13 protein-coding genes and 1 riboswitch are annotated in these 12,531 nt (G+C 64.5%); of the genes, 6 read left to right on the top strand and 7 right to left on the bottom strand.

Features of this window, described 5'->3' with window-relative positions; genetic code table 11:
- Positions 1-18: 18 nt before the first annotated feature.
- A complete protein-coding gene (locus tag HMI60_RS07800; protein ID WP_193590893.1) occupies positions 19-930 on the bottom strand; it encodes an EamA family transporter in 912 nt (303 codons plus the stop codon).
- Positions 931-1,002: 72 nt separating this feature from the next.
- Here HMI60_RS07800 and HMI60_RS07795 point away from each other — a divergent pair, with 72 nt between their 5' ends.
- Positions 1,003-1,914 carry a LysR family transcriptional regulator gene (locus HMI60_RS07795; protein WP_079581543.1) on the top strand — a complete coding sequence of 304 codons (912 nt, stop codon included), beginning with the start codon at positions 1,003-1,005 and terminating at the stop codon, positions 1,912-1,914.
- A gap of 6 nt (positions 1,915-1,920) precedes the next feature.
- Here the strand turns inward: HMI60_RS07795 and HMI60_RS07790 are convergent, their stop codons facing one another.
- Both HMI60_RS07790 and HMI60_RS07785 read right to left on the bottom strand, forming a co-directional pair.
- Positions 1,921-2,445: a histidine phosphatase family protein gene (locus tag HMI60_RS07790; RefSeq protein WP_039239709.1), complete on the bottom strand. Its 525-nt coding sequence runs from the start codon at positions 2,443-2,445 to the stop codon at positions 1,921-1,923.
- Positions 2,446-2,548: 103 nt separating this feature from the next.
- On the bottom strand, positions 2,549-3,415 hold the full coding sequence (locus HMI60_RS07785; RefSeq protein WP_018777965.1) for a winged helix-turn-helix domain-containing protein: 867 nt from the start codon (positions 3,413-3,415) through the stop codon (positions 2,549-2,551).
- A gap of 661 nt (positions 3,416-4,076) precedes the next feature.
- On the opposite strand from HMI60_RS07785, the gene HMI60_RS07780 reads away from it, so the two are divergent.
- From HMI60_RS07780 to HMI60_RS07765, 4 genes are all read left to right on the top strand, one after another.
- Positions 4,077-4,817: a response regulator transcription factor gene (locus HMI60_RS07780; protein WP_018777966.1), complete on the top strand. Its 741-nt coding sequence runs from the start codon at positions 4,077-4,079 to the stop codon at positions 4,815-4,817.
- Positions 4,818-4,820: 3 nt separating this feature from the next.
- Positions 4,821-6,320, top strand: a complete 1,500-nt coding sequence (locus HMI60_RS07775) for a cell wall metabolism sensor histidine kinase WalK (protein ID WP_039239705.1) — start codon at positions 4,821-4,823, stop codon at positions 6,318-6,320.
- 108 nt (positions 6,321-6,428) lie between these two features.
- Positions 6,429-6,616, top strand: a riboswitch (cyclic di-AMP (ydaO/yuaA leader).
- A gap of 3 nt (positions 6,617-6,619) precedes the next feature.
- Positions 6,620-7,477: a hypothetical protein gene (locus HMI60_RS07770; protein ID WP_079581546.1), complete on the top strand. Its 858-nt coding sequence runs from the start codon at positions 6,620-6,622 to the stop codon at positions 7,475-7,477.
- A gap of 172 nt (positions 7,478-7,649) precedes the next feature.
- Positions 7,650-8,708: a glycosyltransferase gene (locus HMI60_RS07765; RefSeq protein WP_193590892.1), complete on the top strand. Its 1,059-nt coding sequence runs from the start codon at positions 7,650-7,652 to the stop codon at positions 8,706-8,708.
- Between the two features lie 7 nt (positions 8,709-8,715).
- On the opposite strand, the gene HMI60_RS07760 is transcribed toward HMI60_RS07765, so the two are convergent.
- Genes HMI60_RS07760 through upp form a run of 4 tightly spaced genes read right to left on the bottom strand, consistent with a single transcriptional unit; the run spans position 8,716 to position 11,945 of the window.
- A complete protein-coding gene (locus tag HMI60_RS07760) occupies positions 8,716-10,107 on the bottom strand; it encodes an aminotransferase class V-fold PLP-dependent enzyme (RefSeq protein ID WP_193590891.1) in 1,392 nt (463 codons plus the stop codon).
- A gap of 49 nt (positions 10,108-10,156) precedes the next feature.
- Positions 10,157-10,840: an HAD-IA family hydrolase gene (locus HMI60_RS07755; RefSeq protein WP_193590890.1), complete on the bottom strand. Its 684-nt coding sequence runs from the start codon at positions 10,838-10,840 to the stop codon at positions 10,157-10,159.
- Positions 10,841-10,885: 45 nt separating this feature from the next.
- Positions 10,886-11,263: a VOC family protein gene (locus HMI60_RS07750; RefSeq protein ID WP_018777972.1), complete on the bottom strand. Its 378-nt coding sequence runs from the start codon at positions 11,261-11,263 to the stop codon at positions 10,886-10,888.
- Positions 11,264-11,309: 46 nt separating this feature from the next.
- Positions 11,310-11,945 carry a uracil phosphoribosyltransferase gene (upp, locus tag HMI60_RS07745; protein ID WP_018777973.1) on the bottom strand — a complete coding sequence of 212 codons (636 nt, stop codon included), beginning with the start codon at positions 11,943-11,945 and terminating at the stop codon, positions 11,310-11,312.
- Positions 11,946-11,967: 22 nt separating this feature from the next.
- Between upp and HMI60_RS07740 the strand changes: the two genes are divergently transcribed.
- Positions 11,968-12,525, top strand: a complete 558-nt coding sequence (locus tag HMI60_RS07740; protein WP_193590889.1) for a nucleoside deaminase — start codon at positions 11,968-11,970, stop codon at positions 12,523-12,525.
- Positions 12,526-12,531: the final 6 nt, after the last annotated feature.

Raw genomic sequence — 12,531 nt, 5'->3', positions numbered from 1 at the left:
TACGCGCTTACGCCAGGTTTAGACGCGCAGAGCGGGCCCCGCAACGGGAACATCCGGGCGTTTCCGTGGGATTCCCAGCACCGCCGTCGCGACGCCGAGTAGCAGGATCAGGCCACCCATGACTTCGGCGGGCGTGGGAATTTCGTTCAGGACCAGCCACGCAGCCGTCATGCCCACCACCGGAACCAGCAGCGTAAAAGGCACGACGTCGGAGCTCGGGTACAGCGACAACAGCCGGTTCCAGATGCCGTAACCCACCAACGAGGCAAACACCGCCGTGTAGACCGCGCTCAGGATCGTGGCCGGCTGGAGATCGGTGAGCGTGCCCCACACGACCCCGGGCCCGTCCACCAGCAGCGACAACCCGGCCAACGGCAGCGGCACCACAGCGCCGGACCACACCACCAGCCCCAGGCCCGATGCAGCTTTGGAATGACGCGCCACCACGTTCCCCACGGCCCAGGACAATGCCGCCGCGAGCACAATCATGAGCGGCAGCACGGGCGCCACGGCACTGCGTCCCAGCGCCACGACGGCCAGGCCTGCGATACCGAGCGCCACACCGGCCAGTTGCCTCCGGCTTGGCTTTTCGCCAAGGAAACGCGCGGCGAGCAGCACCGTAAACAGCACCTGCGCCTGCAGTACCAGGGACGCCAGGCCTGCAGGCATCCCCAGCGCCATGCCGAGGTACAGCAGACCGAACTGCCCGGCACTCATGAAGAGTCCGACGCCGATAATCGCCTTCCAGCCGACGTCCGCTTTCCGGATGAAGAAGATGAAAGGAAAGACCACCAGGAGGAAGCGCATGGCCACGAAGAGCAGCGGCGGGACGTCCCGGCCGTTCGTGTGGAGTCCGAGGTCGATTGCGACGAAGTTGATGCCCCAGAGGACGGCGACAAGCACGGCAAGGAAGGAGTGGCGAAGGTTCACAAGTACACTCTGACGCCCTTTTCCTTGAAGCACCAGCGTTGAATTCAGCAATAAACCAAGTAGATTTGCTTCATGATCGATATCTCGGCTTTGCGCGCACTGGTCGCCGTGGAACAGCACGGTTCCGTAGTGGCTGCCTCGGACGTCATGGGCTACAGCCCCTCAGCGGTTTCCCAGCAGATCAAGAAATTGGAGAAGCAGACAGGCGTGGCCGTCCTGGAGCGGAACGGCCGTGGAGTGCTGCTGACTGAGCGGGGGCTGGCGCTGGCAGGGTACGGCCGGCGGATCATGGGCGAACTTGAGGAACTCCAGGCAACCCTCCTCGCCGATCCCGCCAAACCGTCTGGGCTGCTGCGGTTGGTGGCTTTCTCCACGGCCTGCCGGGGCCTGGTAGGACCGGTCCTCGGACGAATGGCGGCCGCACATTCCGCGCTGGACATCACCGTCCTGGCGGAGGATCCCCGGGAAGCCGTGCAGCGGGTGGCATCGGGCGAAGCCGAACTGGCGGTGGTCCACAACTGGAACTCCGTTCCGCTGGTGATACCGGATAACGTCGTGCACGAGGACCTGTGTGTCGACCAGGCCGATGTCCTGGTCAACAGCACGCACCCGCTTGCGGCGCGTACCGCCGTCGAGCGTGAGGACCTGCTGGACGAGACGTGGATCAGCACCCCGGCAGGAGCCATCTGCAATGAGGCTCTTTTGCAGATCTTCGCCGGACTGGGCCGCGTCCCGGACATTCGCGTTTACGATCCCGATTTCTCTACCCACATCGCCATGGTCGAACAGGGGGTGGCGATTGCGCTGGTGCCCCGCCTGGGCAGGCCTACCCTGCCGCCCGGCGTGGTGGCCATTCCCGTGGTCAGGCCTGCCCAGCAGCGATCCGTGGGAATCGTGTACAGGAAGACCATGACGGCCAGCCCCAACATCCGGCACGTTGTCCGCTTGCTGCGTGAAGTGGCCGCTGAGGAATTGACTGAATAGCGGCAGCTAGTGGCGGGGCACAGTGAAGTGCGTCAGCCGCGCATCCTGCCCGTCGAGCTCAGCCCAGGACTTTTCCGTTTCCATGACCGTCAACGCGCTGGTTGGGTAGCGGGTGGCGGCATCCATGTAGGCGTCGTGATCCGAATCCCGGGAGGCCAGGTGCATGGCGAGATCCTGCACCCCCGGCATGTGCGAGATAACCATGAGCGTTGTCACCGTGTCCGGCACGTGGTTGATGACCGTCAGCATGCGGTTGGCCGAGGCGGAATACAGGCCGTCCTCAAGTTTGGGCGTGGGCGCCTTCTCGCCGAGCTCGTCGCACACCCAGGTACAGGTCTGGCGCGTCCTCAGGGCTGAGGAGCAGAGGATGAAGTCCGGAACAACACCGTTTTCGAGCAACCACTTGCCGGCCAGCGGCGCCTCGCGGTGTCCGCGTTCCTCCAGTGGACGCTCATGATCCGGCACACCCGTGGGCCAGTCGGCCTTGGCATGGCGCATGATCACAAGCCGCTTGATGTGGTGGTCACTCATAGATCAACCCTATCCGTCCCCTTGACCGTGGAGGCCAATTCTCACTGGCCGGACAACGCGAAAGCGCCCGCCCTGGAGGGCGGACGCTTTCGCAGTCAAAAGATTAGATCGAGTATTCCGGAGCGGCCCAGACGATGACCTCGGGGTGCTCGTAGAAGCGGTAACCCTGTCCACGGACTGTACGCACGGTGTTCGCCAGGCGGCCCAGCTTGGAGCGGAGGCGGCGGATGTGGACGTCGATGGTGCGCTCGTTCGGCACCTCTTCGGCGTTGCGCCACAGGCCTTCCAGCAGCTCGTCGCGGCCCACGGTGCGGGTGCCGTTTTCGACGAGGTAGTTGAGAAGCTCGAACTCCTTGAACGTCAGGTTCAACGACTCGCCATCCAGGTGCACTTCGCGACGGGCAAGATCGATCAGCACGCCTGAGGGGCGGGCTTCCTGCTGCGGAGCCGGACGTGCCGCTTCCGCACGCTGGCGGGAGGCTACGGTGGGGTCGCCGAAGGTGGAACGCACGACGTCGAGCGCGGACCCGGGTGCCCCGGCGGGAGCGACGGCCACGGCCGCGTAGCTCTCGGCGCCTGTCACCAAGGACTGCGCGTAGGCACGGATTTCCTGGGCCAACTTGGCAATGGAGGTTCCAGCCGCAGCTGCGGTCTCTTCGTCAATACCCATGTAGAGCACGAAACCGCGGGCTACGTTGTCGTTGGCGACGGGGCGCAGCCTGTCCGACTGGGCGATCACCGGGGTGGGCGCAGTCATGGGTGCCGGCTCGGCGGCAGGTACTGCACGCAACTGGCCGTAGGAGTTGGGGTTGTAGCCCTGCGGCACGTACCCGGGAGCCTGCTGGCCGGCGCCTTGCTGGGCGGGGGCGTAGCCGGGGCGGTTGCCGAAACCGGGGCGGAGCCCTGCGTTCGACGCGGCCTTGTTGGCGTTACGGACGGAGATGTGGACGTATCCAGATGCAACTGACATGGAGTGCTTACCTCAAAAGTGAATAGCCGTCATCGCGGCTTCGAATGCTGAATGTCCCCGCAATGAGTTTGGGGAGGGGCGCCCAACGCTGGGCTAGGGGGCGAATGCCTGAAACTTCTTGGGGTGGAAAGTTAGGCTTGCATTCGACAACAGCGGTCATCATGGCCAGCGGGTGTGCTGGACCAGGTTGCTGCGGCTGCAGGTGCTGTTGAGTTCTTGTTCACATTGGAAGTGTGCAACGTAACAATGGCAACACGCAAGTAACAAAGCGCCGAACCGTCCACATTTTGAGACGTAGAGGTCTATTGTGCTGCAAATCACAATTCCGTGGACCCCTAAAATGAACGCCATTTCATTCGTTGCGAGGAAGAAATATTAGCCTTCCAGTGAATTTTCTTCGGCTGATCGGGCATGATTCGCACTCTCGTGTTCGCGATCGCAGCTGATTCGGAATCTCACGTTCTGAAACACTTGTTGTCCAATCGTCGGCCGGCAACTTCTCGAATTTTTTGTCCGGAATCTGGTAGAGACGGCGAAATCGTCCCCCGTTTCAGGACCAAGTGCCACCCCGGGCCGGGTCCCACCTCGCTAGTGTTGACTTCACAGCGTCTTCACAGGACCGGCAAAGCGCTGGCAAACCAGCAGAACAGAGAGTTGTCCCATGGCCTCCTCGCACTCCATGACCAACAACCTTCCCCAGCTCACCCATCCTGACGGGTCCCCCATCCGTGCACTGGTGGTGGACGACGAACCCAGCCTTGCCGAACTCATGAGCATGGGCCTCCGCATGGCCGGCTGGTCCGTAGCCGTGGCTGCCGACGGTCCCGGGGCGGTAAAGCTTGCCAAAGAATTCCGACCCGACGTGCTGGTGCTCGATGTCATGCTGCCCGGTTTCGACGGCGTCGAGGTCCTCAACCGCATCCGTGCTTTCGCCCCGGAAGTTCCCGCCCTGTTCCTCACCGCCAAGGACGCCGTCCAGGACCGCATCGTTGGCTTGGCGGCCGGGGGCGACGACTACGTCACCAAACCTTTCAGCATGGAAGAAGTCCTCCTCCGCCTCCACCGGCTGGTCCAGCGTTCCGGCGTCGCTGCCATGGACACCGCCGAACTGGTGGTGGGAGACCTGACCTTGAACGTGGACACCCGGGAGGTAACAAGGGCCGGCGAGGACATCACCCTCACCGCCACGCAGTTCGAACTCCTGCGCTACCTCATGGAAAATCCCAAGCGCGTCGTCAGCAAGGCCCAGATCCTGGACCGCGTCTGGGACTACGACTTTGGCGGCCAGGCCAACATCGTGGAGCTCTACATTTCGTATCTCCGCAAGAAGATCGAGGCGAACCACCCACCCATGATCCACACCATCCGTGGTGCCGGCTACGTCATCAAACCCGCGGACTAGGCATTGGGCACCCTTTCAGGAGTTGCCAGGAGCTCCCGGCGCAGCTGGCTCAATCCCTCCACCTGGCATTTGCGCACCCGCCTGGTGCTGGTAGCCATGGCCTTGCTGGTAGCAATCTGCAGCGCCGTCGGAATCGTCAGCTACGCCTCCATGGACGCGGTGTTCAACAAGCAACTGGACCAGCAGCTTCAACAGGCCTCCAGCCGCGCGAACGAGTTCGGCAGGCCGCCGTCGAGCTTTCCGAACGCACCGTCCGGGAGGCCGGATCCGCTGGAGGCCCGCGGCCAGGCCGCCGGGACGCTGAACGCCCGGATCGACGGATCAACTGTTCGGAGTTCAGGCCTGATCGACGCCCAGGGCAAGAGGGTCTCCCTTTCGGACGCTGACGAGCAGGTACTTCTGACACTCCCCCGGGACAGCCGCCCTGTGGACCGTTCCCTGTCCAACGGCGACTACCGCCTGGTGGCCGTGACAACAAACTACGACGACGTGATCGTGACGGGTCTGCCGCTGGCGGACAAGCAGACCGCCGAGGCGTCCCTGGTCTGGACCATGGTGCTGGTATCGCTGGGCGGTCTGGTGGTGATCGGCCTGGTTGGCACGGTGATTATCCGGCGAACCATGCGGCCGCTTGAGCAGCTCTCCGAAGTCGCCACCAAGGTTTCACGCCTCCCTCTCGACGCCGGCGAGGTGGCACTTGCGGTGCGGGTCCCGGCGTCGGCCTCCCATCCCGGCACTGAAGTAGGGAGCGTCGGCTACGCCCTGAATCAGATGCTGAACAACGTATCCAGCGCGCTGGAGGCCCGGCAGGAAAGCGAAACCAAGGTGCGGCAGTTCGTCGCCGACGCCTCCCATGAACTGCGTACCCCGCTGACCGCCATCCGCGGCTACACCGAGTTGCTGCGGATGACCGAAAACTTCACGGACGACGGCAGGAAGTCGCTGGCCAGGGTCCAAAGCCAGTCCGAGCGCATGACCACGCTGGTCGAGGACCTCCTGTTGCTTGCACGGCTGGATGAAGGCCAACCGGTCAAGGTCACCGATGTGGACCTGACCCAGCTTGTGGTTGAGACAGTGAGCGACGAGAAAGTCATGGCCCCGGACCACATCTGGCAGCTCTCGTTGCCTGATGAACCCATCACCGTCCGCGGCGATGCCACGCAGCTCCACCAGGTGCTGGCCAATCTGCTCTCGAACGCCAGGAAGCACACAGATCCCGGAACTACGGTTGTCACCGGCGTGATGCTCTCGGCCGACGGCAGTGCAGTGGTGACCGTGACGGACAACGGGCCCGGCATTCCGGACGATTTCCAAGGCCGGATCTTCTCCCGCTTTGCCCGGGCCGACGCAGCGCGGTCGGGGTCGGAGGGGACGTCGGGGCTGGGCCTGTCGATCGTGGAATCCATAGTGGAAGCGCATGGTGGAAGCGTCGAAGTGACCTCCCGTCCGGGTCGTACGGAGTTCGCCGTGAGGCTTCCAACCGTGAGCGGCGGACAACTGTAACGATCCCGGCAAGGCGACTCACCGTCGTCGTGATCTCTGTTACCTAAATGTGACTTCTGCGGAAACCTCCTGTACCGTCGAAAGGGTGGGTCGCCCCAACTGGCCCGCATCCGGGATGCGCCGAGCTCTGCCACTTCCCGGAGTCCGTACTTTCTCCGAGGCAGAGACGGGGGACCCAGAGTCTCCGGGCCCAGGCATTTATTGCCGGCCCTTGGGGTGAAGCCGCAGCGTGATGCGCGGCCGGATGACCTCATCCGAACCCGACAGCTAACTCCGCAGGCGCTGAGAGGTAATCACACATGTCTGAATTTAACGATCAGACGCGCCCTTCCGCGCGTCACCGCGACCATAACGACAACCCGTCGACCAAGTCGCAGTCAGTCCTCAAGAAGGCAGCCCGTGACGGCAAGTCCGGTGCACGCATGTCCGTAGTAGCCGGCGTTATCGCCGCTGCACTGGGCGTTGCATCGCTCGGAACCGCCGCCAACGCAGCTCTTACTCTCCCTGAGGCAAGCCGCGTGGCCGAAGCCCGGACCGCCGCCGAGGCCAGCAACAACAAGGCCGCTGAGGAAGCCGCAGCAGCCAAGAAGGCCGCAGCTGAGAAGGCTGCCGCCGACAAGGCCGCAGCTGACAAAGCCGCCGCCGACAAGGCCGCAGCTGACAAAGCCGCCGCCGATAAAGCCGCTGCAGATCAGGCCGCCGCCGCACAAGCAGCAGCCGACCAGGCCGCCGCAGAAAAGGCTGCCGCCGAAAAGGCCGCCGCTGACGCTGCCGCAAAGCAGGCAGCCGACGCCGCTGCTGCCGCCGCCGCAGAAGCCGCAGCCGCCGCAGCTGCTCCCAAGGCTGTGGATGACCCCGCTGCTGCCAAGGCCTACGCCGCCAGCATTCTGGGCAGCTACGGCTGGAGCGCCGCCGAAATGACGGCACTGAACACGCTGTGGGAGAAGGAATCCAACTGGAAGACCACTGCCACCAACGCCTCCAGCGGCGCCTACGGCATTGTCCAGTCCCTTCCGGCCGGCAAGATGGCTTCTGCCGGCGCTGACTGGCAGACCAACTACCAGACCCAGATCAAGTGGGGCCTGAACTACATCAAGGAACGCTACGGATCCCCGTCAGCTGCCCTGGCCTTCCACCTGGCCAACAACTGGTACTAAGCCAAGCTGTTTGATTGCCGCCCCGGCTTCCGCCGTTTGCCTCAGTTCTTACTGGAGCGGATGGCGGAAACCGGGGCGGCTTCTTTCGTTTTCACAGGTGCTTGCCGGGGCTCACAGTAGTGTCACAGCTTCCGCCTAAAGCGTTCATAATCTGATCCTTCATTCTGGATCCATGACCATCACGGATCCAGGGACCGTAGTCCACCACCCGCAGGACCCGGGCGTGGGCGTCCCCGCCCGGGTTCCTGTCCTGGACCTCACCGTGCCCGTCTGCGACGAGGAAGCGCGGCTAGAGGCGAACCTCCGCCGGTTGCACAGCCACCTCATGGAGTCACTGCCGCACGCGTTCCGGATCACTGTTGCCGACAACGCCAGTACGGACGGTACGCTTCGGATAGCCGAGCGCCTGGCCCGGGAACTGCCCGAACTTCTCGTCGTCCGATTCCAGGACAGAGGCCGTGGGAACGCACTCCGCCAGGTCTGGCAAAACTCGCCGTCGCCCATTCTGGCCTACATGGAAGCCGAGCTGCCGGCGGACCTTTCCGCTTTGGCACCCTTGCTGGCCCCGCTGCTCTCCGGGCACTCGGATGTCGCTGTCGGCACCCGGCTGTCACCGGCCTCGCACACGAACCTGAGCCCGCAGCGGCAGATCATTTCCCGCAGCTACAACGCCCTGCTGCGGACCCTCATGGGCGCCCACGTCTCCGATGCCCAGTGCGCTTTCAAAGCCATCCGGGCCGACGCCGCACGCAAGCTCCTCCCCTACATCAAAGACGACCGCTGGTTCTTTGACACTGAACTCATGATCGACGCCGAGCTCTGCGGTTTGCGCGTCCACGAGGTCCCCGTGGACTGGACTGACGATCCCAACTCAAGCGTCGACGTCGTACGGACAGCCTTTGCCGATCTGCGCGGTATGGCGCGGTTGATGCGCGACCTCGCCCGGGGACGGGTCCCCGTCCGTGAGCTTAGGAGGGAGCTCGGTGCGGTGGCGGAAACGGGAAGCGGTATTCCCGGCAGAGTACTTCGCGCCCTGGGGTGGGCTGCGGTCTTCGTCGTTGTGGTCCTGCTGACGTCCAATCCCCTCGGTTTATTGCCGGGCGCCCTGACCGCGCTGGTTCTGACGGGATCGGCCGCCCGGGTGGCCGCAGGGTTACGCGTCGTCCTGCGCGGGCAGAAGTCCGCCCACCGTCCCCACAGCATTGAGCTGCCGCAGGCCAGGGCACAGTAACGGGCGTCTATTCTTCAGGTTCCGCCTCAACCGCGCCACGGACGGCTGCGATGGACGCTGCAACGTCCCCGGCGTCCGTGGTCCAGTTGCTCACCGAGATCCTGAGGATTTCCCGGCCGCGCCAGGAAGATCCGGACATCCACACCGCCCCCTCGGCCATGAGCCGCTGCGTGATCCTGTGGGTCCGGTTATCGCTGCCGAAGCTCACAGAGACTTGGGTGAACACCACATCATTGAGGATCTCAACCCCAGGGATAGCGGCCAGGCCTTCCGCCAACGCCCGTGCGTTCGCTGCGAGCCTGTCCACCATGGCGATCACACCGGAGCGGCCCAGCTGCCGCAACGCAGCCCACACCGGGATACCGCGTGCGCGGCGGGACATCTCAGGAACCTTCTCCAACGGATCCCCCAGGCCTGTTTCCGTGGCGATCAGGTAGCTGGTGTGGACACTGAACGCGCGGCGGAGGGATTCCGGCCGCGAGACGATCGCCAATCCGCAGTCATAGGGAACGTTCAGGGTTTTGTGGGCATCCGTTGCCCAGGAATCTGCCTCCTCGACGCCGGCCAGCCTCGGCCTCAGGGTGGGGCTGACGGCTGCCCACAAACCAAAAGCACCATCAACATGGACCCACGCTCCGCGGTCGTGGGCCACCGCGATGGCTTCTTCCATCGGGTCGAAAGCGCCTGAGTGCAGGTTGCCCGCCTGCAGGCAGACCAGCGACGGTCCGGGCTGCTCATCCATGGCCGCAGCCAAAGCTTCGGGAACGATCCTTCCCTGCCGGTCCGCTTCAACAGGGACGCATGCTCCCAAACCCAGGTACCGCAGCGCCAGGTCCACGGCGGCGTGGCGCTCCCTGCCGGCAAAGGTGGTGATGCGCGGCCCACCGTTGAGTCCCAACGATTCCAGGTCCCAGCCTGCCTCATCCATCAAAAACTGTCGTCCCGCTGCCAGGCCCACGAAGTTGGCGGTGGTGGCACCGGTAGTGAATCCGACGTCGGACGTTGCCGGAAGGTGGAGAAGGTCCAGCAGCCAGGCAGCCGCGGATTCCTCGATGGCGGCCGCCGCCGGTGTGGCGAAGCGGAGTCCGGTGTTCTGGTCCCATGCCGACACGAGCCAATCGGCGGCCATGGCTGCGGGCAGGGTCCCGCCCATGACCCATCCGAAGAACCGGCCGGACTGGATGGCCATGAGGCCGGGTTCAGCCAAAGCGGCGAGTTCATCCACTACCTCGGCGGCATCGGTGGCCTCATCAGGCAGCCGCGGCAGGATGCTTTTAGCCACCTGGTCGGCGTCGGACGAAGGACGGACAGGGCGGGTAGGCACTGACGTGAGCCAAGCACCGGCATGGACCATGGCCCGTTCCAATGCAGCACCGTAAGCCTCCGGCATCGCAGACATGCGCACAGCCTACGCCCGGTTAACGGGCTGGAACAGTACGAATTGAAAGCTAGAGGGTCAGCGTCAGGAGGTGGCCGCCGTCGTCATCCTTCACGACGGTGACCGTCACGGCTGAGTAGTCCAGGATCCGCCACATGCCAGGCTCAAGGCCGCCGCCTGCGTCGCCCACCACAACAGTCCGCATCCCCGCGGCCCGCGCAGCCGCGATACCTGCCGGTGCGTCTTCGAAAACCACGACGTCGGCCGGCTCGGCTCCCAGCAGCGCGGCCGCTTTGAGGTAGCCCTCCGGATGCGGCTTGCCCCGGGTGACGGACTCTGCGGTGACGGTGGTGGACGGCATGGGGAGCCCGGCGGCCTGCATGCGGATTTCTGCCAGGATGCGGTCTGCGGAGGTAACCAACGCAATGGCCTCGTCCGGCAGGCCAGCCAAGAGCGCTTCGGCGCCGGGCAGCGCGATCACACCGTCCGTCCGGGACCGCTCCATTGCACCGAGCTCGGCAGTCAGCGCCTCCATGTCGGAACCCGCGGGAGCATAGCGGCGCACAGTATCGCCTGCCTGGACGCCGTGGGACGTGCGGAGGATCTCGTCGAAGTCCAGGCCATAGCGTTGGGCGAACTCCAGCCACACCTGTTCCACGATGGCCGTGGAATCGACCAGGGTGCCGTCCATGTCGAAAAGGACGGCACGGGCATTCAGCACCGGCGGGGAGGCAGGCTCGGCAGGATGGCTCATGGTTCCATCCTGCCGCACCCGCGGGACGTGGTGCTGCTGTGTGACTTAGCCGTTCGGCCGCTGCGGCAAGTACTGGAGGGCCCACTTGTTTCCGTCGGGGTCGGCGAAGTACACAAAGTGGCCCCAGTCCTGGATGTCGACATCGCTGACGTCCACGCCGTTTGCCTTGAGCTGATCGTGGGCTTTGTTGATGTCGCTCACCACCACCTGCAGGTTAGGGGCGGTACCTGGAGGAGCATCTGACAAGCCCTCGCCGATAGCGATGGAGCAGGCCGAACCCGGCGGGGTCAGTTGCACGAAGCGAATGCCGTCCATGGGACGCTCGTCAAAGTCGGCGTTGAAACCGACCTTGTTGACGTAGAAATCCTTCGCGCGGTCGACGTCGGACACAGGGACAAATACCAGTTCAAGTTTCCAGTCCATGCGCCACAGGCTAACGGGGCCGCCGGGAAACCGGTAGGGGTGTGAGTCAGCCAGCCACGCCGTAGAGGCGGTCGCCGGCGTCGCCCAGGCCGGGCACGATGTAAGACTTTTCGTTGAGTTTCTCGTCGATCGAGGCCAGGACGATCTTCACGTTGGCGTCGGACAGCTCTTCTTCAAGCTTGGACAGGCCTTCGGGGGCTGCGAGGAGGCAGATGCACGTGACATCCGAGGCGCCGCGCTTGAAGAGGAACTTGATGGCTTCCCGGAGCGTACCGCCGGTTGCCAGCATGGGATCCAGGACAAAGATCTGCCTGCCTGTGAGGTCCTCGGGGAGGCGCTCGGCGTAGGTGATGATATCCAGTGTTTCTTCATCGCGGGCCATGCCCAGGAAACCGACCTCGGCCGTGGGAACCAGCTTGGTCATGCCCTCCAGCATGCCCAGCCCTGCGCGCAGGATGGGGACCACCAGCGGCGTGGGCTTGGTGAAAGCCGTGCCGATGGTCTTGGTGACGGGGGTCTCGATCTCTACTGGCTGGACCTTGACCTCGCGGGTGGCTTCATAAGCCAGCAAGGTGACCAGTTCTTCGGTGAGTTGCCGGAAGACCGGTGAAGGGGTGTTCTTGTCCCGCAGAACGGTGAGCTTGTGAGCGACCAGCGGGTGGTCCACGACGAGTGTGCGCATCCCCCAAAACTATCATTGAGACATGAGCGCCACCGAGCCGTATCACGCAGGACACCTGGCCTGGATGGGCCTTGCCCTGGACGAAGCCCGGTTGGCGTTGAAAACCGACGACGTCCCGATCGGCGCCGTGGTGCTGGGGCCCGACGGCGTCGTGCTGGGTTCCGGACGCAACGAACGGGAGGCGCACGGTGACCCGACCGCCCATGCCGAGGTGGTGGCGATCCGCCAGGCGGCCGCCGCGCTGCAACGGCACGCGCTTGAATTGGGCGAAGGCGGCGACGGTTGGCGGCTCGAGGACTGCACCCTGGTGGTCACCCTGGAGCCGTGCGCCATGTGTGCCGGGGCGATCGTCCTGGCCCGCATTCCCCGCGTCGTTTTCGGCGCGTGGGACGAGAAAGCAGGAGCGGCGGGATCCGTGTTCGATATCCTCCGCGAGCGCCGCCTCAATCACTGGGTGGAGGTCTACGCCGGGGTCCGCGAGCAAGAATGTGCGGCGCTCCTCAAGGACTTCTTCGCCTCGCATCGCGCTCCGGCAGGACACGCTCCGGCGGAACACGCTGTAGAGCACCGCCCATCCTGATCCCTT

It is taken from the genome of Paenarthrobacter sp. YJN-D, from assembly GCF_015040335.1.
In the GTDB taxonomy this organism is placed as follows: Bacteria; Actinomycetota; Actinomycetes; order Actinomycetales; family Micrococcaceae; genus Arthrobacter; species Arthrobacter nicotinovorans.
The sequence above is the reverse complement of the archived record's forward strand: the minus strand, read 5'-3'. Positions and strand labels throughout refer to the sequence as shown.

Bases quoted from the DNA above. Each gene is read 5' to 3' on its own strand.
- HMI60_RS07795 (WP_079581543.1), top strand. From the start codon at position 1,003: ATGATCGATATCTCGGCTTTGCGCGCACTGGTCGCCGTGGAACAGCAC.
- HMI60_RS07790 (WP_039239709.1), bottom strand. From the start codon at position 2,445: ATGAGTGACCACCACATCAAGCGGCTTGTGATCATGCGCCATGCCAAG.
- HMI60_RS07785 (WP_018777965.1), bottom strand. From the start codon at position 3,415: ATGTCAGTTGCATCTGGATACGTCCACATCTCCGTCCGTAACGCCAAC.
- HMI60_RS07780 (WP_018777966.1), top strand. From the start codon at position 4,077: ATGGCCTCCTCGCACTCCATGACCAACAACCTTCCCCAGCTCACCCAT.
- HMI60_RS07770 (WP_079581546.1), top strand. From the start codon at position 6,620: ATGTCTGAATTTAACGATCAGACGCGCCCTTCCGCGCGTCACCGCGAC.
- HMI60_RS07765 (WP_193590892.1), top strand. From the start codon at position 7,650: ATGACCATCACGGATCCAGGGACCGTAGTCCACCACCCGCAGGACCCG.
- HMI60_RS07760 (WP_193590891.1), bottom strand. From the start codon at position 10,107: ATGTCTGCGATGCCGGAGGCTTACGGTGCTGCATTGGAACGGGCCATG.
- HMI60_RS07755 (WP_193590890.1), bottom strand. From the start codon at position 10,840: ATGAGCCATCCTGCCGAGCCTGCCTCCCCGCCGGTGCTGAATGCCCGT.
- HMI60_RS07750 (WP_018777972.1), bottom strand. From the start codon at position 11,263: ATGGACTGGAAACTTGAACTGGTATTTGTCCCTGTGTCCGACGTCGAC.
- upp (WP_018777973.1), bottom strand. From the start codon at position 11,945: ATGCGCACACTCGTCGTGGACCACCCGCTGGTCGCTCACAAGCTCACC.
- HMI60_RS07740 (WP_193590889.1), top strand. From the start codon at position 11,968: ATGAGCGCCACCGAGCCGTATCACGCAGGACACCTGGCCTGGATGGGC.